General features: G+C 69.8%; 15 protein-coding genes. 8 read left to right on the top strand and 7 right to left on the bottom strand.

Annotation, left to right across the window (positions count from 1 at the left end; all coding sequences use genetic code 11):
• Positions 1 to 153: 153 nt before the first annotated feature.
• The gene (locus WMF29_RS11830; protein ID WP_437328934.1) at positions 154 to 2,535 is read right to left on the bottom strand and encodes a glycoside hydrolase family 9 protein; all 2,382 of its coding nucleotides are present in this window, start codon (positions 2,533 to 2,535) and stop codon (positions 154 to 156) included.
• A gap of 315 nt (positions 2,536 to 2,850) precedes the next feature.
• Here WMF29_RS11830 and WMF29_RS11825 point away from each other — a divergent pair, with 315 nt between their 5' ends.
• The 4 genes from WMF29_RS11825 to WMF29_RS11810 all read left to right on the top strand — a co-directional run bounded on the left by WMF29_RS11825 (position 2,851) and on the right by WMF29_RS11810 (position 11,283).
• A complete protein-coding gene (locus WMF29_RS11825; RefSeq protein ID WP_272103018.1) occupies positions 2,851 to 3,117 on the top strand; it encodes a hypothetical protein in 267 nt (88 codons plus the stop codon).
• A gap of 52 nt (positions 3,118 to 3,169) precedes the next feature.
• Positions 3,170 to 3,412: a hypothetical protein gene (locus WMF29_RS11820; protein WP_437328933.1), complete on the top strand. Its 243-nt coding sequence runs from the start codon at positions 3,170 to 3,172 to the stop codon at positions 3,410 to 3,412.
• Between the two features lie 156 nt (positions 3,413 to 3,568).
• Positions 3,569 to 9,442, top strand: a complete 5,874-nt coding sequence (locus tag WMF29_RS11815; RefSeq protein ID WP_437328932.1) for an AAA family ATPase — start codon at positions 3,569 to 3,571, stop codon at positions 9,440 to 9,442.
• 110 nt (positions 9,443 to 9,552) lie between these two features.
• The gene (locus tag WMF29_RS11810; RefSeq protein WP_437328931.1) at positions 9,553 to 11,283 is read left to right on the top strand and encodes an ATP-binding protein; all 1,731 of its coding nucleotides are present in this window, start codon (positions 9,553 to 9,555) and stop codon (positions 11,281 to 11,283) included.
• A 33-nt stretch (positions 11,284 to 11,316) separates the two neighbouring features.
• On the opposite strand, the gene WMF29_RS11805 is transcribed toward WMF29_RS11810, so the two are convergent.
• Positions 11,317 to 12,633, bottom strand: a complete 1,317-nt coding sequence (locus tag WMF29_RS11805) for a metallophosphoesterase (protein WP_437328930.1) — start codon at positions 12,631 to 12,633, stop codon at positions 11,317 to 11,319.
• Between the two features lie 198 nt (positions 12,634 to 12,831).
• On the opposite strand from WMF29_RS11805, the gene WMF29_RS11800 reads away from it, so the two are divergent.
• The 4 genes from WMF29_RS11800 (at position 12,832) to galK (ending at position 17,515) form a co-directional block, all read left to right on the top strand.
• Positions 12,832 to 13,734 carry a bestrophin family protein gene (locus WMF29_RS11800; protein WP_437328929.1) on the top strand — a complete coding sequence of 301 codons (903 nt, stop codon included), beginning with the start codon at positions 12,832 to 12,834 and terminating at the stop codon, positions 13,732 to 13,734.
• 176 nt (positions 13,735 to 13,910) lie between these two features.
• Positions 13,911 to 14,735, top strand: coding sequence for a shikimate dehydrogenase (aroE, locus tag WMF29_RS11795; RefSeq protein WP_437328928.1), 825 nt, complete (start codon positions 13,911 to 13,913; stop codon positions 14,733 to 14,735).
• Positions 14,736 to 15,106: 371 nt separating this feature from the next.
• Positions 15,107 to 16,117, top strand: a complete 1,011-nt coding sequence (locus WMF29_RS11790; RefSeq protein WP_437328927.1) for a vWA domain-containing protein — start codon at positions 15,107 to 15,109, stop codon at positions 16,115 to 16,117.
• A 285-nt stretch (positions 16,118 to 16,402) separates the two neighbouring features.
• Positions 16,403 to 17,515: a galactokinase gene (gene galK / locus WMF29_RS11785; protein ID WP_437328926.1), complete on the top strand. Its 1,113-nt coding sequence runs from the start codon at positions 16,403 to 16,405 to the stop codon at positions 17,513 to 17,515.
• A 76-nt stretch (positions 17,516 to 17,591) separates the two neighbouring features.
• Here the strand turns inward: galK and WMF29_RS11780 are convergent, their stop codons facing one another.
• From WMF29_RS11780 to WMF29_RS11760, 5 genes are all read right to left on the bottom strand, one after another.
• Complete coding sequence (locus WMF29_RS11780) at positions 17,592 to 18,584, bottom strand: NAD-dependent epimerase/dehydratase family protein (RefSeq protein ID WP_437328925.1); 993 nt, start codon at positions 18,582 to 18,584, stop codon at positions 17,592 to 17,594.
• Positions 18,585 to 18,608: 24 nt separating this feature from the next.
• Positions 18,609 to 19,613 (bottom strand): ABC transporter permease subunit, encoded by a 1,005-nt coding sequence (locus WMF29_RS11775; protein ID WP_437328924.1) that lies wholly within the window; start codon positions 19,611 to 19,613, stop codon positions 18,609 to 18,611.
• 2 nt (positions 19,614 to 19,615) lie between these two features.
• A complete protein-coding gene (locus tag WMF29_RS11770; RefSeq protein ID WP_437328923.1) occupies positions 19,616 to 20,698 on the bottom strand; it encodes an ABC transporter permease in 1,083 nt (360 codons plus the stop codon).
• A complete protein-coding gene (locus WMF29_RS11765) occupies positions 20,691 to 22,229 on the bottom strand; it encodes a sugar ABC transporter ATP-binding protein (RefSeq protein ID WP_437328922.1) in 1,539 nt (512 codons plus the stop codon). The genes WMF29_RS11770 and WMF29_RS11765 overlap by 8 nt, the downstream gene beginning before the upstream one ends.
• 98 nt (positions 22,230 to 22,327) lie before the next feature.
• Entirely contained in the window at positions 22,328 to 23,356 is a 1,029-nt protein-coding gene (locus tag WMF29_RS11760) for an ABC transporter substrate-binding protein (protein WP_437328921.1), read from the bottom strand.
• Between the last annotated feature and the right edge of the window lie 401 nt (positions 23,357 to 23,757).

Genomic DNA, 23,757 nt, shown 5'->3' with positions numbered 1-23,757 from the left:
GGCGGAGCCTGCCGTCAGGTGGTGGGGGCACTCCCCCACCCTGCCGGAAGGATGAAACCGCCAAGGCGCCACAAGACGCCAAGATTTTTGTATCTCACTTGGCGTCCTTGGCGTCCTTGGCGGTTCAAAAGACCCCGCCTTCGGCCAGCGCGGCTACGGCTTCGCCTTCTCGTCGAGGAAGCCGGTCACCCACGCGAACGGCGCGTTCCAGTTGATCGTGATCTCGTTCAGGCTCCAGGCCTCGATGTTGTCCACGAAGCACCGCTGCGGGACGCACCCCTTGAGGCCGGCGCTCTGGGCATAAGGATCCTGGAGCGAGGAGTTCGGCCCGCCGGAGACGGCGCCGGGCGGCGCCTTCGGGTACTTGCTGTTCGCCTGGTGCGACCAGAACCGGTGGTGCGGGTTCTCGAGCGGCTTGTCGCCGTAGCCGGTCACGTACGACTGCCCGAGCGGGTTGCGCCCGAGGATGTAGTCCATGCCCAGCACCACGCCGTCGAGGTACTTCGGCTGCTTGGTGAAGTCGTGGGCGAGCGCCACAACGAGCATGTTGTTCAGCAGGCCCGAGTTCGAGCCCCAGTCGTACTTGCCTTCATGCGTCCGAGCGATGAGCGTCCGGTACCCCTCCTTGTCGGCGATGGCGAGGTACTGGTCGGCCGCCTTCGCGATGCGGCCGCGGATCTCCTTCTGCCACGCCGCGTCCACGTGGCCGGGCACGATCGCCATCGAGATCTGGCCGAGCGCGTCGGTGACCCGCCAGTTCATCGACGCCGCGCCCCCTTCTACCTCCGTCGGGAACCGCGCGTTGAGCGGCGAGTCCTGAAGGAACTTCTTGTACTCCGGCTTCCCCGTCGTGACGAACAGCTCCGCCGCGGCCCAGTAGAACTCGTCCTTGACGTCCGTGTCGTCGTAGGGCCCGCCGCCCTTGTCGCCGCCGGGCGGCGCATAGAGCGCCGGGTTCTGCTTCGCCGCCGCCCAGGCACGCTCGGCGGCCTTCAGGCACTTCGCCGAGAACGCCGCGTCCACCGTCTTCCAGACGCGCGCGCACTGCGCCCCCGTGGCCGCGACGTTGAGCGTCGCCGCGGTGCTCGGCTTGTGGAGGAAGCGCGCCTGCTTGTCCTCGTGCGGCGCGAGGCCGAGGCCCGTCCACGACTCGTCGTGCATCTTGTGGTGGACCATGCCGGCGAGCGGCTTGCCTTCCGGCACCTGCATGCCCATCAGGAACTCGAGCTCCCAGCGCGCCTCGTCGAGGATGTCGGGCACGCCGTTCTTGCCCTCGGGGATGTTGAGCTTGCCGTCCGCGAAGTCGGCGCTCGAGGTGCCGAGGTGCTTCGTGCGCTCGTACCAGTTGAGCAGCGTCCACACCGAGATGCCGCCGTTGACCACGTACTTGCCGTGGTCGCCGGCGTCGTACCAGCCGCGGGACGCGTCGAGCGCATAGTCGCAGCCGCTGTCCTTCAGGCAGCGCGTGCTCTTGTCGCTGAGGTGCCCCGCCGGGCGCGCCAGCTCGGGCTTGCCGGCGAACGGCATCTTGATCTCGATGCCGCTCCGGTTGTGGTAGAAATACGCGAGCGCGTCGTACTTGAGCTTCTGGTAAAGGCCCGTTCCGATGTCGAACGGGAAGCTCTTCTCCTCCCCCACCTTGAGCACGTAGCCCTGGCCCGGCGCCTTGACGGCCGTGAAGTCGACGAGGTGGACGTGATCGCCGGAGGCGCCGTCCTTTCCGAACACCTTGGTCTGGCCGTGGGCGACCGGCTTGCCGGAGGCGTCGAGCAGCTCCCACGCGACCGGCGCTGTCGCCGCGCTGTTCACGCTGGCGATCTTGATGGCGCCGGGCAGATACCCGACCTGGTTCACGGCGACCTTCGGCGCCGCCGACTCGGTCACGGGCGCTGCGGCCTTGAACTGCGGGTCGTCCAGGCGGATGTCGTCGATGCAGACCTCGAACGGCTCCTTGGCCGACGCCATGGCGCCGCCGATGTGGAACGCGAGCTCCGCCGTGGCGTCATCGGCCTTCCCCATCGTGAACTTGCCGGAGAAGGTCTTGGGCTCGGTCCCGAGGATCACGGTGTCCGACCAGTACTCCTCGTAAGGCGGCCCCGACATCCCGACCTTCGGGCGCGCCTTCGTGGGCGAGGACGCCCACGCCTTGTACTGGATGGTGTAGCTGTGCCCCTTCTGGATCACCATCTCCCGGTGGCGGAACTGGGCATCCCAGTTGTTTGACCCCTTGTTCGTCACCGTGACGCAATAGGCCCCCTTCTTCACCTCGGCGCTGCCCGCGCCAGGCGCGGTGAACGAGGTGTTCCAGGGCAGGCTCTTGTTGTCGTCGAAGTCGGATGCCTTGAGCAGGTTGGTCCGCGCGGGCTCGGAGCCCCCCGAGGCGCTCGCGTCGGCGCCCGCGCCGGCGGGAGGGGCGGCCCCCGCTCCGGGGCCCTGCGTGACAACGCATCCAGCGCTCAGCCCGAGCGCGAGCGCGAGCGCGGACACCCGCCCCGCTCGGCGGAGGATCGACTGCTTGAGAAAAAGGTCCTTCATAAGTCCTCGGTTCACGACTGGGAGCAATCGGCGCATAGAAAGCGGCGATTCTGTCCGTCTTGTCAAGCGCAATCCTTACGGACGCGCGGGTTCGAGGCGTCGCGGCGGCCGTCCCGTCAACGTTCGCCAGCCAGCGATGCGCAGCCTGCCATCACCCGCCATCCCGCGCGGCGCTGCGGCGCGCAGCGATTCCGCGCGATCTGCGGCGCGCGGGAGGCCCGGCAAGTTCGCGCTGGTACCCGTGGCGAGGCCGCACTAACCTCCGCCGCACCTCGCGCCGTACCAGGATGGCGACCGAGCACCCCAGGAGACGACATGGCAAAGCACAGCTTCTCAGTCCCCTTCAGCGGTTCCTCTCAAGACATCGTCGCGAAGGCCAAGGCGGCGATCGAGAAGGCCGGCGGCAAGTTCACGGGCAACGAGGGCAAGGGCGACTTCTCGGTGCCGACGCCGGCGGGGACCGTGAAGGGGACGTATGCCGTCTCGGCTCAGAGCTTCTCCGTGGACATCACGGACAAGCCCTTCATCGTGCCCGGCAGCGCGATCGAGTCCCAGGTGCGCAAGTTCCTCGAGACGGCCTGAGCCCTCTCGGGGCGCACGCCGGCGAGCGCTCCCGCCCCGGAGCGGGAGCGCGGTGGCTCGGAGCAGGGGCGGCGAGCGCGGCATCGAGGACCGCTGCCTGCGCCTGCCCGGCGCGAGCCGGGCCGACATCAAGGTGGTCGACCGCCTGGGCCCGGAGGGCCCGAGGGGCACCGACATCAACCTGCCGGGCCTCGTCGTGCCAGAGGCGGCGCCTCGGGACGGCCTTCGCGGCCGGCAAGCTGGCCGCGGTCGGGCCGGTGCTGCCGCCCGACGAGCGCCTCCAGGAGCTCCGTGACGCCACGCGGATAGAGCCTCTCGACGACGCCGCGTGATCCCTCGCTGCGTGCTGGAGGCGAGAACGCAACGCGAGGCACCATAGAAACCAGCGCGTGCGATCGAGCTCATTCACGATAGCGAGTGACAAGCGCCATCGCATCGTCGAGAATGAAACATGGACCACGTTACGGGGGAGGTCCTGCAGACGGATACGTGCGTCGCTCGAGCGGCCGAGTCCAAGAGCTGCGCGCCAGCGATGCAGAACGCTCTCTGCGGCGAGCCGCCGAGTCCGCGCGCGCTCGCGAAGCCGGTCCTCGTGCTGGAGCCCTGGGGCGATACCTCGCTGGCGCGCGTGCTCGACCAGGGCCCGCTGCCGGTGGGGGGCGCGCTGCGCCTGGGCGCCGCGCTTGCGCGCAGCCTGGGCGAGGTGCACCGGCGCGGCGTCCTCCACCGCGACATCAAGCCGCACAACGTCCTGGTCGACGCCGAGCGGACGCGCGCCTGCTTGATCGACGTCGGGCTCGCGACCCGTTGCGCGCCCCGGCTCGCCGCGCAGAGGTCGCCGGAGGCGGTCTCCGGAACGCTGGCGTACATGGCGCCCGAGCAGACGGGCCGGATGAACCGAGCGCCGGACGCCCGGGCGGACCTGTATGCGCTGGGCGCCACGCTCTACCAGCTGCTGACCGGCGCGCTGCCCTTCGACGCGACCGACACGCTGGAGCTGATCCACGCGCACATCGCCCAGGCGCCCGTGCCCCCGCACGAGCGCGCGCCCGAGCGAAACATCCCCGAGGCCGTGAGCGCGATCGTGCTCAAGCTGCTGGCCAAGAGCCCCGAGGACCGCTACCAGACGGCGAGCGGCGCGGCCTGGGATCTGGAGCGGGCGGCGCGGGCCTGGGTCGAGACGGGAACAGTGGCGCCGTTTCCGCTGGCGAGGCGCGACTGGGACGATCGGGTCCGAGCGCCCTCGCGCCTGTTCGGCCGGGAGCGCGAGGGCGCCGCGCTCGCGGCGCTGTTCGACCGGGCGTGCGGCGGCGCGACGGTCCTGGCGCTGGTGGCAGGGCCGTCGGGCGTGGGCAAGTCGGCGCTGGTGCAGGCGCTGCAGGGCCAGGTGCGCGCGCGGCGGGGGATCTTCGCCACCGGCAAGTTCGACCAGCTGCAGCGCAGCACGCCGTACGCGGCGCTGGCGCAGGCGCTGCGGTCGGTGGTGCGGCGGCGGCTGGCGGACCCGGCCGAGGTGCTGGAGCGCTGGAGGCAGGCCTTTCAGGAAGCCGCGGGGCCGAACGGGCAGATCCTCGTCGAGCTCATGCCCGAGCTGGTGCACATCCTGGGCGAGCCGAAGCCGCTGGTCGAGCTCGGGCCGATGGAGGCCAAGCTCCGCTTCCAGACGACGGTGCTGCGCTTCGTGCGGACGCTGGCCACGGCCGAGCACCCGCTGGTGCTGTTCATCGATGACCTGCAGTGGGCGGATGCGGCGTCGCTGGCGCTCCTGGGCGAGCTGCTGAAGGAGCCTGCGGGCCAGCACCTGCTCGTGGTGGGGGCCTACCGGGATGAGGCGGTGAGCCCAGAGCACCCGTTGAACGCGCTGCTTTCGGCCTCCGCGGCCCCGGGCGCCGTGACCGGACGGATCGCGCTTTCGCCGCTCGGCGCGGAAGCGGTCGCGGCGATGGTGGCGGACATGCTCGACCGGCCCGAGGCCGAGGTGGAGGAGCTCTCGCGGCTGGTCAAGGACAAGACGGACGGCAGCCCGTTCTTCGTCGGGCAGTCTCTGCGGCTCTTGCACGAGCGGAAGCTGCTTTCGCGCGACGCGGAGACGGGGCGGTGGCGATGGCAGCGAGAGGCGATCGAGCGGGCGGGGATCACGGACAACGTCGTCGCGCTGCTGACCCGCAGGCTGGAGCTGCTGTCGCCCGAGCTGCAGCGGGCGCTGCAGACGGCGGCGTGCGTCGGCGATCGGTTCGACGCCGAGCTCTTGGCGCACCTTTCGGGGCAAGAGGTGGAGACGGTCAGCGCCCTTTTGGCGGAGGCGGCGCGCGAGGGGCTCTTGGTGCACGAGGCCGAGCGGGGGCACGAGGCCTACGCCTTCGTGCACGACCGGGTCCAGCAGGCCGCCTACGAGGCGCTCACGGCAGAGCAGCGGCTGTCGCTGCACCTGTGGATCGGCCGAGCGCTGCGGGCTCGGTACGGCGTCGCGTGCGCCGATGGGGAGCTGTTCGCGACGCTCTACCACCGCAACCGGGCCGCCGAGCGGCTCACGGACGCCCAGGAAAAGCGCGATCTTTCGGAGCAGAACCTGCGCGCGGGGCAGCGGGCCAAGGCCAGCGCGGCCTACGCACAGGCCGCGGCGTTCCTCGGGACGGCGGCGTCGCTGCTGGGCGAGGAGGGGTGGACCGAGGCCCCGGAGACGACCTTCGAGGTGCACCTGGTCATGGCCGAGGCCCTCTGGCTCGCGGAGCAGGTCGACGAAGCGGAGCGGCTCTTTCAGCGCTGCCTGGAGCGATCGCGGGACCCGCTCGAGCGCGCGCGCGTGGCCAGCGTCTCGATCGTGTTTCTTCATGTCACCGGCCGCTTCGCGCAGGCCATCGAGCTCGGCCTCTCGGCGATGGCGTGGCTCGGGCGGCCGCTGCCGAGGACCCCGGAGGAGCAGCAGGCGCTGTTCGACGCGCTCATCACCGAGATCGAGCCCGCCCTGCATCGCATGACCGTCGAGGACTGGGAGGCGCTGCCGATGAGCGCCGACCGCGCCCACGCGCTGCGGTGCAGGATCCTGGAGGTGCTGGGGCCCTGCGCCGCCTTCTGGATGTCCTCGCTGAGCCGGTGCTGCTGGCCGATGATCGTGCTGGAGACGCTGCGGTACGGGCTGACGAAGAGCTCGTTCGCGGGCTGCGTGTGCACCGCCTTGCTCCTGGCCTACCTCCTGGGGAAGCTGCCTCTGGCGCGCCAGCTGAACGAGCCCATGCTGGCGCTCATCGATCGGTACGACGTCGCGCGCGCCACCGCGCGCTTCAACGCCACGGTGGCCGCCATGTACTGGACGCCGCCTCCGAAGATGAGGGAGCTGTACGCGCGCGCGGCGCGCACCGCCGCCGAGGAGCGCGACCCTGTCGCCGAGGCGTTCAGCGAGATCCAGGGGGCGATGTTCCAGCTGATCGCCGGAGACGACCTCGATCGCGTCGCGCGCGACCTCGACCGCATGGCCTACCGCGACCCGATGGCCATGGACTTCCGGAACATCATCGCCCGCTCGGCCGCCGCGCTCTCGCAGGCCCAGGCCGCGCGCGCCGTCGAGCGGACGCTCGCGGAGATCGCGCGACCCGCGCGGGACGCGAAGGCGATGGCGCTCCTGACCGCCACGATGGCCATGGCGGGGTGGACCGGGGTCCATTTCGGCGCTGACGCGTGGGCGGTCGAGGCGGTCCTCGCCGTCGAGCCGGAGTGGCAGGTCTCGTGGGGCACGCCCATGCTCATCGCCCTGACGTTCGCGCTCTGCGTCGCCGGAGCGCACGCCCTCCCCACCGCCACCGCCGAGCGGCGCGCGCTGCTCGAGGATCGGCTGGCCTTTCACGGCGCGCGCCTCGCCCTCTGGGCCCAGGGCTGCCCCGAGAGCTTCGAGGCCGCGCGCCTGCTGATGGAGGCGGGCCGCGCTCGCGCCCGGGAGGAGCACGAGGAGGCCGGGCGGCTGTACGACCAGGCGATCGAGCACGCCCGCGACCAGGATCTGGTCAGCACGGAGGCGCTCGGCTTGCGCTTGGCCGGCGAGCACCGCCTCGCCCGCGGGCACCGCGCCCTGGCCCGCGCCTATCTCTCGGCCGCGCACGACGCCTACCTGCGCTGGGGGGCGCGCGCAGCGGCCGCGCGGCTCGCCCGGCGCTACCCGGACAGCATCGCGGCTCGGGGCCGCCCGGCGCTCGCGGCGGACGAGCCGCCGGATGGGGCGTCCGCGCCGACGAGCACGATCATCACCGACCGCACGCTCCACGCGTACCTGGACATCGCCTCCGCGCTGCGCGCCGCGCAGGCGCTCTCCGGCGATCGCAACCTCGGCTCGCTCGTCGGCCACATGCTCCGCCTGCTCGCCGAGTACTCCGGCGCCGAGCGCGCCGTGCTCGCCCTCATGCAGGGCGGCGAGCTCGTCATCGCCGCGCTGCTCACCGTCAATCCCCAGCAGGTCAAGCTGGCGCTCGACGAGCCCGTCGCCGGCTCGACGCGGCTGCCGGCGACGCTGGTGCAGTACGTCGCGCGCGGCAAGGAGCCGGTGGTGCTCGGGCAGGCGGCGAGCGACAGCCGCTTCGACGAGGACCCCTACCTGCTCGCCCACCGGCCCGGCTCGGTGCTCGCCGTGCCGCTCGTGCACCAGGGGCGCCTCTCCGGGGTGATGTACCTGGAGCACCCGAGCGTGGAGGACGCCTTCCCCCAAGCCCGCGTCGAGCTGGTGACGCTCCTCGGCGCGCTGGCGGCGACGGCGGTGGAGAACGCCACGCTCTATACCGAGCTCTCGGCCTACAGCGAGCGGCTGGCGCGCGAGGTGGAGCAGCGCACCGCCGAGCTGAAAGCCGCGAAGCAGACGGCCGACCGCGCCAGCGGCGCCAAGAGCGAGTTCCTGTCCAGCATGAGCCACGAGCTGCGCACGCCGCTCAACAGCGTCCTCGGCTATGCGCAGCTGCTCGGCCGGCTGCCCGACCTGCCCGCCAAAGCCGCGGACGCGGCCCGCATCATCCACACCGCCGGCACGCACCTGCTCGGGCTCATCAATGACGTGCTCGATCTGGCCAAGATCGAGGCCGGCAAGATGGACGTGCGCCCGACCGCGGTCGACCTGCCCACGCTCCTCCGGACCGTGGCCAACCTCTGCCGGGTGCGCGCCGTGGAGAAGGGTATCTCGTTCGCTTACGAGCGTGTCGGCCCCGAGCGGCTGGGGGTGCGCGCCGACGAGAAGCGCCTGATGCAGGTGCTGCTCAACCTGCTGGGCAATGCCATCAAGTTCACCGAGCAGGGCGGGGTGACGTTGCGCGTCGAGGTGCAGGAGCCGCCGGAGGACCGATGGCGCACGGTGCGCTTCCAGATCAAGGACACCGGCCCCGGCATCGCCCCCGAGCACCTCGGGCGCATCTTCGAGGCCTTCGAGCAGGTCGGCGACGAGAAGCGGCACGCCGAGGGCACTGGGCTGGGGCTGGCGATCACGAAGAAGCTCATCGAGCGGCTGGGCGGCAGCATCGAGGTCGATAGCCAGCTCGGCCGAGGCACGGTCTTCACCGCGACGCTCCGGCTGCTCGAGGCGACCGCGCCCCAGGGGAGCGCGGGGCTGTCGTGGGAGGCGATCATCGGGTACGAGGGCGAGCGCCGCACGATCCTCGTGGTGGACGACGACGCCGAGAACCGCGCGCTGCTGCGCGACTTGCTGGAGCCGCTCGGCTTCGAGCTGCTGGAGGCCGACGGCGGCGAGCGCGCGCTCGCGCTGGCCCTCGACCGGACGCCGGACGTCATCGTGATGGACCTGGCCATGCCGGGCATGGACGGGTACGAGGCGACACGGCGCTTGCGGCAAAGGCCGGAGCTCGCCCGGACCGCGATCATCGCCTCGTCCGCCAGCACCTCGGAGGTCGAGCGGCACGAGAGCCTGAGCGCGGGATGCGACGACTTTCTGCCCAAGCCGGTGCAGGCCGGCGCGTTCCTGGAGCTGCTCCGAGGCACGCTCCAGCTCGAGTGGCAGCGCCGAGCGGGGCAGGGCGCCGCCGTGACCATGCCCTCGATGACCGACGCGGAGCTCTGCAGGCTCCCCGCCCCACGGGCCCAGGCGCTGGCGCGGCTCGTCGAGCTGGCCGACAGAGGGCTCGTCTCCCAGGTGCTGAACGAGCTCGATCGGCTCGAGGAGGCCGACCCCGAGCTCGGAGCGTGGACCGGGCAGGTGCGCGCGGTGGCGCGGAGCTTCCAGATCAAGCGGCTCCGCGGTCTGCTCCAGGCGCAGCTCCGATACGGCATCACGGCAGCTCCCCCGACCGCGCAGCCCGAAAGACGGCAATGGCGGGCGCGCCCAGGCGAAAAATTATAGTGAGGGGACGTGTTAGAAGGTTGTCGCGACCGGTTCACGCAGGCGCTACGTTGCCATCGTCTCCGATGAACAGAACCTCAGAGCCCGGTGTCCCGTCGTATACCATCCTGATGGTCGACGATGTGCCCGAAAGCATGGCCGTGACAGCCGCTCAGCTCGAAGAGCGCGGCTTTCGGGTGGCGGTCGCTCAAGATGGTGAAGATGCGTTGGAGCGGGCCGAGCTCCTCTCTCCCGATTTGATACTGCTCGATGTATTGATGCCGGGAATGGACGGCTTCGAGACGTGCCGGCGCCTGAAAGCGTCTGAAAGCACCAAGGGCATTCCGGTGATCTTCATGACCGCCCTGGGAGAGACGGCCCACAAGGTGGCCGGGTTCGAAGCCGGCGGCGTCGATTACGTCGTCAAGCCTCTGGAGCTCGACGAGGTTCTGGTGCGAGTCAAGACACACCTGGAATTGTATACGATGCGCGCGGAGCTCGAGGCGCAGAACGTGCAACTGCGGCGGGAGATCGAGGAGCGCGAGCGATTGCAGGCCGCGCTGCGCTGCGCCCACGATAAGCTGGAGCGGAGAGTGGCGGAGCGCACGGCCGAGCTCGCCGCGGCCAATGATCTCCTGAAACAAGAGAACGGCGAGCGTAAGCGGGCCGAGGAGACGTTGCGCGAAAGCCAAGGCATGCTGCAGGCGATCATCGACAATTCGGCGGCCATGGTCTACGTCAAGGACCTGCAGGGCCGATACCTGCTGAGCAACCGCCGTTTCAGGCAGCTGTTCCACGCGACGCCGGAGTCGATCGCGTCGATCATCGGCATGACCGACCACGACCTCTTCCCTCGGGAGCAGGCGGAGATATTCCGCTCGTTCGACAGGCGGGTGCTGGAGGCCCAGGAGCCCCTGGAGACCGAGGAGGTGGTGCCGCAGAGCGACGGGATGCACACCTATATCTCGGTCAAGTGCCCCCTGTTCGACGCGGAAGGCAAGCCCTACGCTGTGTGCGCTATCTCCACGGACATCACCGAACGCAAGCGGGCGGAGGAAGAGCGGGAGAGGCTGCTGGCCAGCGAGCAGGCGGCGCGTTCCAAGGCCGAGGCCGCCGACCGGATGAAGGACGAGTTCCTCTGCACGCTCGGCCATGAGCTGCGAACGCCGCTGACCTCTATCCTCGGCTGGGCGCATATCCTTCTCCGCGCGGACAAGTCGGACGTGGCCAGGGTGCAGCGCGGCCTCGAGGTCATCGAGCGCAACGGCATGGCCGAGCTGGAGCTCGTCGAGACCCTGCTCGACGTCTCCGCCATCCTCTGCGGCCAGGTGGACCTGAAGCGTCAGCCGGTCAGCATGGCCGAGGTCATCCAGGCGGTCGTCGACTCTGTAACTCCAGCCTCTGAAGCGAAGGACGTCTGCATCTCGCTCTCGCTCCGCTCAACGACCGGCCGGGTCTGGGGCGATCGCGGTCGCCTGGAGCAGATCGTGCGCAATCTGCTGAGCAACGCCGTCAAATTCACGCCCGCTGGCGGGCGCGTGGCTGTGTCGCTGGAGGAGATGGGAGCAAAGACCCAGCTCCGCATCAGCGACACCGGCGAGGGAATCAGCGCAGAATTTCTTCCCCACGTGTTCGACAAATTTCGCCGGGCAAACAGCTCGACCACCCGCTGGCACAGCGGACTTGGGCTGGGGCTCTCGATCGTGCAGGATCTGGCGAGGATGCACGGCGGAGAGGTTCACGCCGAGAGCGCCGGCGAGGGTCGGGGCGCGGTGTTCATCGTGGACTTGCCTCTGATGCCGGTGGTCGAGGAGACCGCTGCTCCGCCTTCGGCCGACGCAGGGGAAGCGCGCTCGGTCTAGCGCTGCTGCGGGAAGGCGACGGCGCCCGGCCCGTCAGATGCCGTCGCCGGCGAGGTGGACCTTGAGCACGCTCTCCTCCGCCGGCACGCCGAGCCGGAGGGGAAACCCGTAGTGTCCTGTCCCGCGATGGACGTAGAGCCGATCGGGGCCGCGGGCCCACAGGCCATGATCGGGCATCTTCACGAAGAGCTGGAGCGCGGTCCAGGAGCCTCCGAGGCTGACCAGGCCGAGCTGCCCGCCGTGGGTGTGGCCCGAGAGCACGAGATCGCCCTCCCCCTCGCCGAGGTGGCGGAACGCGCCCGGATCGTGGAGCAGGACGAGCCGGAGCGCGCCCTTCATGCGCGGGTGACGGGCGCAGACCGCCGCCATGCGCTCCGCGCGATCGCGGTAATGGAAGTCCATCCCGAGGACCTGGACCGGCCCGGCGGCGGTCTCGACGAGCGCCGCGTCATCCACGAGCAGCCGCACCCCCGCGCGCGCGAGCGCGGTCGCGACGTGGCGGGGCGACTCGTGATCATGGTTGCCGTGGCACGCGAACACACGCCCTTCCAGGGCGCGGAGCGGGGACAGGGCCTCGGCGAGGTGATCCGCGGTGTTTTGAGACTCCATGGTCAGGTAATCGCCGGTGAGCACGACGAGATCGGGATCGCGCTCCACGGCGCGCTCGCAGATGCCGCGGAGCCGAGCGACCGACATGAACGGACCGAGGTGCGGATCGGTGATCTGGACGATGCGGAGGGGCCGGCGCGCGCCGGGCGCCCCATCGCGCGGGAGCGGGTGGCGGCGCAGCCCGTCGACGGGGGCGCGGTCGACGACGAGCTCGATCTCCTCCCGGCGGGCGGTGAGCGACTGGAGGATACCGACGACGGCGAGGGCGAAGGGCACCCAGAGGCCGTACGGCGTGGCCCCGAGCCCGCTCGCGATGGCCCACGGGAATGACAGGAAGATCGCCGCCACGAAGTAGGACGCCGGGATGCTCACCAGCACGCGGTAGGCGAGCGGCCGCATCCGGGGGCGCGAGAGCAGGAGGAAGTGCAGGTACACCGCGCCCTGGAGGTACGCGAAGCCCGGCGCGAGCGGGCCGACGTGGCGGAAGAGCGCGCACGAGATCAACGTGTGGATGCCGAGCAGCACGCCGACGAACCGGGCGTAGAGCCCGCCCCGGCGGCGCCTCGCCGCTGCCACGACGACGAGCCAGGCCAGGACGGAGGCCGCCCAGAACAGGACGATGGGGGACACGAACTTCAATCGACGGCTCCAGGCGACCCAGGCGCACAGGACCACCGTGGTCAGCTCTGCCTGGACGGACGCGGAGTGTCCCGCGTCCAGCGCGTCCGCGCCAGGCGCCACCGGAGACCGACCGCCTGATTTGCGGGGCGCCGGCGTGGACGCGCCGGTCGGGCGCCCTGCTCGCCACGCTCGCCGGCCGGCTCGCTCCCGGCGGCGTTGCGGCGCGAGGATTGGTACGTTCGATGAGGGGCTGAGGCCTCTTCATGTCCATGGCTCCTTCCGGTGCTCCGGAAGGGCATCGCCGCGAGGGTCGTCCCGATGATCCCCTACACCAGGCGCGCTTGGCTGCCGATGCTTGTCTCGCCGCGGGGCTCCTTGTCGCCGGGCGTGATGCGACGCGTGCTGGCCTTCGGGGCCATCGCCGCCGCGCTCTGGCTGGCGCACAGGCTCATCCCCCGCGTGTCGCTCTCGATCGGCATTCACGAGGTCGCCGGCGCGGTGATCGCGCTCATCCTCGCGTTCCGCACGAACACGGCCTACAACCGCTTCTGGGAGGGTCGCACCCTCTGGGGCTCGATCGTGAACTCGAGCCGCAACATCACGCGCATCGTGAACGCGCACGCCGCGGTCGACCCGGGCGCGGCGCGCGAGGTCGCCGTCTGGGTGGTGGTGTTCGTCCATGCCGCGCGGCGCTCGCTGCGCGGGCAGGCCGAGCGCCCGGAGATCGACCGGCTGCTCCCGGCGGAGCAGATCGAGGCCCTCGCGGAGCACGCTCACCCGCCGCTCCGTGCAGCGCAGCAGATCTCCGAGCGCCTCGCGGCCTTCGTCCGGGCCGGGAGCCTCGAGCGCAACATGGCTGTGTGCGCCGAGGAGCAGCTGAGCGTCCTCGTCAACTGCCTGGGAGGCTGTGAGCGCATCCTCAAGACCCCCACGCCGCTCGGCTACATCCTGCTGCTACAGCGGGGCGTGGCGCTCTACCTGGCCACGCTGCCCCTCGCCCTCGTCGAGGCGCTCGGGGTGCTGACGCCCGTCGTGACGATGATGGTGGCGTATCCCGTCCTGATGATCGAGGCGCTCGGCGGGGAGCTCGACGACCCGTTCGGCCACGAGCCGAACGACCTGCCCCTCACGCGCATCTGCGACACCATCGAGCGCGACCTCCTGGGGTCGTCGCCGCTCAACCTGGTGATGGCGTCGAAGGCCGAGAGCTACCAGGACTGAGCGCGGCGCGGCGATGGGAGCTCCTCTCTCGCCTCTTCCCGAGGAGGGCGGTGGAAGGCGCTCTGCCTCTCAGCCGCCATGGCGACGCCGCGCGCTCTTGGCAATCTGCTGGACAGTATCGTAGATCTGCGGCGCTCGCGGGCGTGGCCCCGCGTCGCTGAGGCCTGCACACTACCATGACCGACCGCTACGCCATCATCGGCAATCCCATCTCCCAGACCAAGTCGCCGGCGCTGCAGACCGCCTTTGCCGAGCAATGCAGGCAGGACATGGTGTACGGCGCGATCCTCGCCGAGCTGGATGGCTTCGCCGCCGCCGTGCGCGAGTTCCAGAAGAGCGGCGGCAAGGGCATGAACATCACCATGCCCTTCAAGATCGAGGCCTTTGCGCTGGCCGACGAGCTGACGCCGCGCGGCCGTGCCGCCGGAGCGATCAACATGTTCACGTTGCGCGCCGACGGCACCCTCCTCGGCGACAACACCGACGGCTTCGGCATCGTGCGCGACATCACCCACAACCTCGGTCGCTGCCTCGAAGGCGCGCGCGTGCTGCTCCTCGGCGCGGGCGGCGCGGTTCGCGGCGCCTTGTTGCCGCTCTTCGATGAGCAGCCGGCCGAGATCTTCGTCGCCAACCGCACCGCCAGCAAGGCCGTGGAGCTCGCGGCCGAGTTCGGCCCGCATGCCGGCGCCATCCAGCTCGCCGGCGGCGGCTTCGCCGACATCTCCGGGCGCTTCGACGTGATCATCAACGGCTCCGCCTCCTCGATGGCCAACGAGGTGCCGCCCCTGCCCGCCGACGTGTGGAACGAGGGCTCGCTGGCCTACGACATGGCCTACAAGAAGGAACCGACCGCGTTCGTGCAGGCCGCACGCGCGGCCGGCGTGGGTCAGACCACCGACGGCCTCGGCATGGTGGTCGAGCAGGGCGCCGAGTGCTTCACCCTGTGGCGCGGCATGCGGCCCGACACCGGGCCCGTGATCGCTGCGCTGCGGGGAGCCTGAGAGGCGCGCCCGAGCCGCCGGGGTCGCGCTCCGGCGCGCCTTGGCACAGAACGCCCCCTGTCTAGCCACGTAAGTGCCGGAAATCACACGGCTCTGACCCGGTACGCGCCATGCATCGCGGCATGTCCGGCCGCGTCCGACGTCGGCATGCGACGACCCAGGCGGCCGAGGAGATCCCAATGCATACCCGTTTCCGCTTCGCTTTCATGGTGGGAGGCCTTCTCGCGCTGGGAGCGTGCTCGGGCGGATCGAGCTCGGCGGAGGGCGGTGACGGAGAGATCCCGGGGAGGGGCGCCGGCGCTGACCCCGGTGCTGGCCCCGATGCGAGCTTCGGCACAGGCGCTGCGGTCGGCTCAGCCGCTTCGGGAGGTGTGTCGGATGGAAGCGGCCCTCCGAGCGAAGGCTCCCCCGGCGGAAGCCTGGGCACAGGAGGCGGCGGAGGCGCAGGCGGCGGAGGCGGCGGAGGCGCAGGCGGCGGAGCCAGCATCGCGCCTGGCACGCTCACCGCGGGCGTCTGGGACGACAACCGCAACTTCGACTTCTTCCTCTCGTACCGGAGCACGCTCTATTCGCAGCAGCTCCCGGGCATCTTGCCGTTCACCGAGGCCGACCATCAGGCCGCGCACAGCCTCTTCGCGGCACCTCCAGGAAAGAAGGAGACGCTGGACGTATCGCTCATCATCGACACGACCGGCAGCATGGGCGACGAGATCACGTATCTCCAGACGGAGTTCATCGCGCTCTCCGACTCCATCTTCGCCAAATACCCGAACGCCCAGCAGCGCTGGTCGCTCGTCCTGTACAGAGACACCGAGGACGATTACATCGTCCGCTGGTTCGACTTCCGCGCCGATCCCGACGAGTTCCAGGAGAAGCTCGCCGAGCAAGGGGCGAACGGCGGCGGCGACTTCCCGGAGGCGCCGGACATGGCGCTATCCAAGACGGCCGACCTCTCCTGGCGCACGGGCGACGACACCGCGCGCCTCGCCTTCTGGGTCGCGGACGCGCCCCACCACGAGAACAACGCCGCGGCGATGGCAGGCGGGATACGAGCCCTCAAGGACCTCGGGGTCGCTGTCTATCCTGTCGCGTCGAGCGGCGTGGATGAGCTCACCGAGCTCAGCATGCGCTCCGCCGCGCAGCTCACGGGCGGTCGATACCTCTTCTTGACGGATGACTCCGGGGTCGGCGGGGCGCACAAGGAGCCGACGATCCCCTGTTATTACGTGACCAAGCTCGATCGCGCGATCCTGCGCATGGTCGACATCGCGCTCTCCGGCGTCTACCGCGAGCCGGAGCCGTCCGAGATCCTCCGCACCGGCGGTGATCCCCAGGACGGCGCGTGCGAGCTCGCGTCAGGGAGCGAGGTGCTCGCGTTTTGATCGGACCGCCTGTCGTCGCCCCCGCTGCGGCGGCTGACGTCGCCCGCAGGCCTGGAGCCAAGGCGGCTCCCGCGGGCCGCGGAGTGAATACCGCCCCTTCGATCGCCGCAGAGACGAGCGCGGTTGCACGCACCGCGTCTTCACGAGACCGGGCGGACCGGAGTAAAACCGGCGTAAAACCGACGTAAAAACTGCTCTGCCAGCCCGGCGCAGATCCCGCAGTTGTGGCTTGACGCCTCCGGAACATTTGGGTTTCCTGTGCCCCGTCGACATGGGTGCGCTGCAATGACGGTGAAGGGCAAGGGCTTCGAGGTCGTCTTCGGCCGCCCGGCGAAGGTCCTGGGCGAGGCGCCGGGGCGCGTGAACCTGATCGGCGAACACACCGACTATAGCGGCGGCTACGTGCTGCCGACGGCGATCCCGCAGAAGACGCGCGTCGAGCTCGCGCCGCGGGACGACCGGCTCATCCAGGTCGCGACGGCGAACGTGGACGGCGGCGCCCAGCTCTCGTTCCGCGCCGGCGAGGAGGCGCGCCGCGGACTGTGGCTCGACTACGTGCAGGGCATCACCGCGGTCCTCCGCAGCCGGGGCGCATCGATCCCCGGCTTCGACGCGAGGATCGAGTCGACGGTGCCGCTCGGAAGCGGCCTGTCGTCGAGCGCATCGCTGCTCGTGGCGCTCGCCCGCGCCCTGCGGACGATGCTCGGCCTCTCCATCGACGACGTGGAGATCGCCCGGATCGCGCACGCCGCGGAGCACGACTTCGTGGGTGCGCCGGTCGGGACGATGGATCAGATGGCCGCGAGCCTCGCCGACGAGAGCACGGCGCTCTTCATCGACACGAGGACGCTCGCGTTCGAGCGCATCCCGCTGCCCGCGGAGGCCGAGCTGCTCGTGATCGACTCCGGGGTGGCTCACCAGCACGCGAGCGGCGATTACAAGACACGGCGCGCGGAGTGCGAGCGCGCGGCCGCGGCGCTCGGCGTCCCACAGCTCCGGGACGTCGACGCCACCGTGGAGCCGCGCATCGCGTCGCTGCCGTCGCCGCTCGACCGGCGCGCCCGCCACGTCGTGACCGAGAACGCCCGGGTGCTCGCCGCCGTGGCCGCGCTCCGCGCGGGGGATCTCGGCCGTCTGGGCGAGCTCTTCGACGCGTCCCACCGGTCGATGCGCGATGATTTCGAGGTGTCCGTGCCGGCGGTCGACGATCTGGTGGAGAGCGCGCGGGCGCAGCCGGACGTCTTCGGCGCCCGGCTGACCGGCGGCGGCTTCGGCGGCGCGATCGTGGCCCTGGTGAAGCGCGGGCGCGCAGCGAGCGTGGGGCGAGCCGTCGTGGAGGCCTACGCGCGCACGCCGAACCGCCGGGCGAGAGTGCTTGTAGGCGGGCCCGTCCCCTAGCAGAGAAGCTCGGCGTCGGCGTGATCGTCAGGCTCGTCCACCGCGGGAAGGGGCCGCCGTGGGGAGGCAGGGCCCATCAACCAGGGTACCACGTGACGCGCGGATCATCGGGCGCGCGCACGTAGTCGAAGGCGGCGTCCGTGAGCCGCGCCAGGTCGTATTGCGGCCGCCAACCGAGCAGAAACTTCGCCTTCGAGTTGTCCAGCCACGTCGAATGGAACGGCGTCTTCACCCTCACGCTCGGCAGGCCCCGTGTCGCCTCCAGGTAACGCGCCAGCTCCCCGTAGTCCACCGGCTCGTCCATGCAGATGTTGAAGGTCTGCTGGCGCGCCTTCTCATGATTGATGGCCTTGAGGATCGCGGTGACCAGATCCTCCACATGCACGAAGTTACGCTTCACCGGCTCGCCGCGGCGGTCGAGCATCACCGGCACGGCGCTCGAGCGGACGTACCCCTCTGCGGCCTCGGCACCGACCAGATCGCGCCACCTCGGCCCTCCGAACACGTCGTCGCCGAAGGATAGCTGCGCCTTGAAGTCGTCCTTCTCCATGATCCAGGGCGCGCGCAGGCAGCATCCGTTGAGCTCATATTGAATGTAATACTGCTCGAGCATGACCTCCTCGAGCACCTTGGACAGCGCGTAGCAGCCCGGGTAGGCGCTGTGCCGCTGCGCCTCCGTGACGGGGACGGGGTGCGGATAAAAGAAATGGCCCATCCCGGCGTCGCCCCCGACCAGGATGAATTGCTCGAACGTGGGGCTGACGCGGCAGGCCTCCAGCAGCCAGAACATGCCTTTGACGGCCACGTCCATGATGCTCTCGGGGGTCTCCTTGCTGGTCGCCAGGTGCAGCACGTGGCTCACCCCCTCGGTCGCCTCGTTGACGACGGCCCTGTCCTCGATGGCCCCACGCAGCACCTCCACGCGCGCCGTCCGCTCCAGCATGCGGTTGTGGCACAGCGCGCGGACCTTCCACCCCTCGAACGCGGGGTTCGACAGGAACCTTCGGATGAATGTCTGGCCGACCTTGCCCGCCGCCCCGGTGACCAGAATTCGCTTGGTCTCGCTCATTCTATCGCTCCTCGCTCTCCGGCATCATCGATGATGACCGTACTCCACCCCCCTGGCTGCGGGGGCCGATCGGATCAGGACCTGCTGCATGACGATGAAGACCAGCAGCAGCAGCCCGATGCTGATGTGGTGCCAGGGCGACGGCAGCCGTCCATCCAGGTTGATCACCGCCCGCACGATGCCCGTGATCATCACGCCCATCACGGTGCCGACGACGCTGCCAGCCCCCCCGGTCAGCAGCGTTCCACCGATCACCACCGAGGCGATGGCCTCGAGCTCCAGCCCGGCGCCGATGTTCGGCTTTCCGGCGCTGTCGATCAGCGCCGTCGTGACCCCGCCGAGGCCCGCGCACAGGCCGCACAACGCGTAAAGACACACCGTCGTGGCGCCCAGCGGCACCCCCATGAGCAGCGCGGCCTGCCTGTCCCCGCCGATGGCGAGGACGTTCCGGCCGAAGCTCGTGCTACGGCCAAGGATCACGCCGAGCACGAGGACGATCAAGAACAGGAGCGCCGTCGCCGGGACCCAGGTCCGGTCCAGGCCCGGGATCGCCACCGCGAAGCCGAGCTCATCGACGATCCAGTCCAGCGCAGGGTGATCGATGCCGATGGGCTGCATGCTGACGAGGAACGCCGCGCCGCGGGCGAAGAACATGCCCGCGAGCGTCACGAGGAACGGGGGCAGAGAGAAACGATGGATCAGGTGCCCCGTCATCGCGCCGAACGCGACCGACACCGCGAGGCCGACACAGAACGCCAACAGCGGGTGGCAACCACCGGCGACCAGCGTGCCCACGAGGACCGTCGTGAGCGCGACGACGGAGCCGACCGAGAGGTCGATACCCCCCGACAGGATGACGAAGGTCATGCCCACCGCGCAGAGGCCCATCGCCGCGTTCCCCTTGATCAGGTCGACCAGGAAACGCAGGCTGCGCGCCGCGTCGTAACAGACCAGCACCCCCGCGTAGAGCGCGATCAGGAGGACCGCGGTCACCATGAGCGGCAGATCCCGCCGATCCCAGCTGAGCATCCCTACTGCCCCCGCTTGAGGCCGAGCAGCTCGAGCAGCCGCCGGCGCGACTCCTCCGAGACCAGCAGACAGCTGAGCAGCATCACGCCGGCTTTGGGCATCGGCTCGATCTCCGAGGGGACGTGCTGGATGTACATCGTGGTGGAGAGCGTTTGTATCAACAACGCTCCTATCAGGGTGCCACCCAGGTAGAAGCGCCCGCCGGTGAGCGCCGTACCGCCGATCACCGCGGCGAAGATGGCATCCAGCTCCCGCAGGCGCCCCACGCGATCGGGGTCGGCCGTGGAGATGTACGAGGCGGCCACGAGGCCGGCGATGCCGGCGCACAGGCCGGAAAAGCCGTACAACCAGAGCTTGATGCGGCGGTCGTCGACGCCGGCGAGCCGGCTCGCCCGCTCGTTGTCGCCGATCGCTTCCATGAACAGGCCGAGCGCCGTCCTCCGGCAGAGCAGCGCGGCGACGACGAACACGGCGGCCACCAGCAACATGGAGAACGGCAAGCCACCGACGTGACCGTTGCCGATGAACGCAAACGTCGCATCCGTGTGCGTCACGGGCTCGGCGCGGGTGATGAGCATGGCGACGCCGCGAACACCGACCATGCTGATCAAGGTCACGATGATGGGCTGGATGTTCAGCGCCGTCACCAGCGCGCCGTTGAACAGACCGACGCCGCCGGCGACGGCGAGGGACAAGAGCGCAGCCAGGAGCGGCCCGCAGTGAGCCTCCTTCATCAGGATCACGCAGGTGGCGCCGGACAACGCCATGACCGAGCCGACCGACAGGTCGATGCCCCTGACGGCGATCACCAGGGTCAGGCCGATCGCGAGGAGCATCACCTCCGAGCCCTGGTTGAGCAGGTTGATGGGCGTCCCGTAATAGGCCCCGTCGCGCTCGACGATGGAGAAGAAGTTCTTGGACAGGACCGAATTGAACAGGAGGAGCGCCAGGAGGCCGAGCAAAGGCCAAGCCTCGCGGCGCCCGCGCATGAGCAGCAGGGCGCCGGCGCACCCGGTGAAGAGGAGGATCGCGATGCCCGTGGGGTTGGCGTTCGTGGGCGCCGCTTCCGTGATCTTCTCAAGCATCGGGCGGCGCCTCCTTCTGATGGGCGATGGCCTGGATGATGGACGAAGGCGTCACGGACTCTCCCACGAGCTCGCCCTGCTGCTTGCGGTCTCTCAGGACCACCACCCTGTAGCAGTTGCGCGCGACCTCCTCGAGCTCCGACGAGATCAAGACCGTGGCGACCCCCTTCTCGCTGAGCGACTTCACCAGCGCCTCGATCTCCAGCTTGGCGCCGATGTCCACGCCGCGCGTGGGCTCGTCGAGCAGCAGGATCCGCGGCTGCATGGCCATCCAACGCGCGAGCAGCACCTTCTGCTGGTTGCCGCCCGAGAGCAGCTTGACGGGCGTCTCCGGGGACGGCGTCTTGATGCTCAGGGTCTTGATGTAGTGCTGGACAAGACGCTCCCGCTCGTGGCGCGGGAGCACCCGCAGCGCCCCCTGGGAGGCCTGCAAGGCGAGCAGGAGGTTCTCTCGCACGGAGAGGTTCGGGATGATGCCATCCACCTTGCGGTCTTCCGGGCAGTACGCGAGGCCGGCCCCGATCGCGTGCCGTGGCGTCTTGATCTCGGTCGCGCGCCCGTTCACCGCGAGCTCGCCGCGATCGGCGGGCTCGATCCCGAAGAGCATCCTGGCGGTCTCGCTTCGACCAGAGCCGAGCAGCCCCGCCAGCCCCACCACCTCGCCGGGCCGCAGCGCGAGCTCGATGGGTCCGATGACCCCCTTTCTCTCGAGGCCGCGCGCGGCGAGCGCCGGCTCCGCGGCGCTCGCCCCCCCTCCCGGACCGGCAGGGCCGCCTGGCGCGGCCCTGTCTTTTGCGCCGAGCTTGACGCCCAGCATCGCCTGGACGAGCTCCAGGCGAGGCAGCGCGCTGCTCGCGTACTGCCCCACCAAGCAGCCATTCCTGAGCACCGTGATCGTGTCGCTGACCGCGTAGACCTGATCCAGGAAGTGAGTCACGAAGAGGATCGCCAACCCCTGCGCCTTCAGCCCCCGCATGACGTCGAAGAGCCGCAGCGTCTCCGCTTCATCCAGGCTGGAGGTGGGCTCATCCAGGATCAGGATCCGCGCGTCCACGGCGAGCGCGCGGGCGATCGCGACCATCTGCTGCAGCGCGGTGGGCAGCGCCGCCACCGATCGCGACACGTCGAGATCCAGCGAGAGGCGCGCGAGGGCCTCACGCGCCTTCGCGCGGACGGCGCGCCCGTCGATCAGGCCGAAGCGCCGAGGCTGCCGGCCCAGCATGATGTTGTCCGCGATGGAGAGGTGCGGGATCAGGCTGATTTCCTGGTGCACCGCGCTGATCCCCAGCGATTCAGCGTGGCGGGGAGAGGTCGGCCGGATCACCGCGCCGCCGAGGCGCAAGGTCCCGGCGTCGGGAGAATAGACGCCGGTGAGCAGCTTGATCAGCGTCGACTTGCCGGCCCCGTTCTCCCCCATCAACGCCTGGATCTCGCCGGCGCGCGCCTCGACGTGCACGTCGTGCAGAGCGCGAACTCCGGGGAAGGACTTGCTGAGGCCCTCGACAGAGAGCAAGGCTTTCGAACCAGGCATGCGGCTGCTGCTCCGTACGTGAGCGCCGCGCGACGGGCGGGCTCACGAGCGTGATGGTGCTCGCGCCGCCCCAGCGGGGCGCCGGCGCCGATCGCTCCTCAGTAGGGCCGCGAGGCGATGGCCGCCGCCGCCTGCTCGCGTTCGAAGATCTGGCCAGGGACGATCGTGCGCTTCGGCACCTTCTCACCGCGCACGATCTTGTCGATCGTATCGAAGAGCAGGGGGCCGTGCAGGGGGTTGCACTCGACCGTCGCGTTCAGCTTCCCCTCCATCATGGCCTCGAACGCCGGCTTCACGGCGTCGATCGATATCACCAGGATGTCCTGCCCGGGCTTTAACCCTGCCGCCTGGATCGCCTGGATCGCCCCGAGCGCCATGTCGTCGTTGTGCGCGTAGACGGCGTTGATCTCGCCCTTGTGGGCCGAGAGCAGCGTCTCCATCACGGCTTTTCCCTTGGTGCGCGTGAAGTCACCGCTCTGGCTCGCGATGATCTTCATGTCCGGATGCTTCGCGATGGCCTCGGCGAAGCCGGTCTTGCGCATCACCGCCACGTCCGCCGCTGGCGTGCCCACGAGCTCGATGATCCGCGCGTTGCCGTTCGTCTGCTTCGCGAGCCACTCCCCTGCCCTGCGCCCCTCCCAGACGAAGTCCGCCACCATCACCGTCTCGTACAGATCTTCCTCGGCGTCCACGCCCCGGCTCGTGAGCACCACCGGGATCCCGGCGCGCTTGGCCTCCTTCAATGTGGGCTTCCAGCCCACGGATTCTTGCGGCGCGATGACGATGACGTCGACGCCCTTGGTGATGAACCCGTTGACGGCGTTGACCTGGTTGTTGTGCACGTTCTGACCGTCTGCGAAGAGGAGCTGCACGTGGCGCTTCTCCGCTTCCTCCTGGATCGACTTGCTGTGCGCGATCCTCCAGGAGCTCTCGGCGCCCGTCTGCGAGAAGCCGACCACGATCTCGGACAGCTTCTTCGGCTTCCGCCCCGCGGCGTCGGCGTCCGACGCCGGCTTCTGGGAGGCGCGCGGCGCGTCGCTCTCCTCGCGGGAGCAGCCGGCGGCCACGGACGCCGAGCCCAGGATGGCCAGGAAGAGCCTCCGTGACACGTGGTTTTGAGGGTTCATGCTCTTCGACATAGATCACGCCGCCCCCGACGGTGGTCAGCCGGCCGCGTCGCCAGCACCGCCGGATCTTTGTAAGGAATCATCTCCGGTGAACAGCACTCGAGATTTCACGACAGCCGCCGAACGAGCGCGGTATGACGTGTTCTCTGGGAGCACCCTCGGCCCGATGCCAATCCCCATCGTTCAGCGATCGCTTCCGCGACGACCGAGCGAACGGAGCTGGTGTAAAAATCGTTCAGAAGACGAATGCCTCGGTGCGCGTGGCGACCCGAGCAAGGCACAGCAACAAGGATACCCCTCGCCAACAATGTGAACGATCACATGAGCACCGTCAATTCCAATCGACCGGGCCGTAAGGTTCCCGAGCCCGAGGGAGCACGAGGCTGGAGGGGCTCCTCCGG

It is taken from the genome of Sorangium sp. So ce381 (assembly GCF_051473845.1).
Lineage (GTDB): Bacteria > Myxococcota_A > Polyangia > Polyangiales > Polyangiaceae > Sorangium > Sorangium atrum.
The sequence above is the reverse complement of the archived record's forward strand: the minus strand, read 5'-3'. Positions and strand labels throughout refer to the sequence as shown.

Excerpts from the sequence above, each read along its gene's own strand:
- WMF29_RS11830 (WP_437328934.1), bottom strand. The coding sequence starts at position 2,535 with ATGAAGGACCTTTTTCTCAAGCAGTCGATCCTCCGCCGAGCGGGGCGG.
- WMF29_RS11825 (WP_272103018.1), top strand. The coding sequence starts at position 2,851 with ATGGCAAAGCACAGCTTCTCAGTCCCCTTCAGCGGTTCCTCTCAAGAC.
- WMF29_RS11815 (WP_437328932.1), top strand. The coding sequence starts at position 3,569 with ATGGACCACGTTACGGGGGAGGTCCTGCAGACGGATACGTGCGTCGCT.
- WMF29_RS11810 (WP_437328931.1), top strand. The coding sequence starts at position 9,553 with ATGGTCGACGATGTGCCCGAAAGCATGGCCGTGACAGCCGCTCAGCTC.
- WMF29_RS11800 (WP_437328929.1), top strand. The coding sequence starts at position 12,832 with ATGATCCCCTACACCAGGCGCGCTTGGCTGCCGATGCTTGTCTCGCCG.
- aroE (WP_437328928.1), top strand. The coding sequence starts at position 13,911 with ATGACCGACCGCTACGCCATCATCGGCAATCCCATCTCCCAGACCAAG.
- galK (WP_437328926.1), top strand. The coding sequence starts at position 16,403 with ATGACGGTGAAGGGCAAGGGCTTCGAGGTCGTCTTCGGCCGCCCGGCG.
- WMF29_RS11780 (WP_437328925.1), bottom strand. The coding sequence starts at position 18,584 with ATGAGCGAGACCAAGCGAATTCTGGTCACCGGGGCGGCGGGCAAGGTC.
- WMF29_RS11775 (WP_437328924.1), bottom strand. The coding sequence starts at position 19,613 with ATGCTCAGCTGGGATCGGCGGGATCTGCCGCTCATGGTGACCGCGGTC.
- WMF29_RS11770 (WP_437328923.1), bottom strand. The coding sequence starts at position 20,698 with ATGCTTGAGAAGATCACGGAAGCGGCGCCCACGAACGCCAACCCCACG.
- WMF29_RS11765 (WP_437328922.1), bottom strand. The coding sequence starts at position 22,229 with ATGCCTGGTTCGAAAGCCTTGCTCTCTGTCGAGGGCCTCAGCAAGTCC.
- WMF29_RS11760 (WP_437328921.1), bottom strand. The coding sequence starts at position 23,356 with ATGAACCCTCAAAACCACGTGTCACGGAGGCTCTTCCTGGCCATCCTG.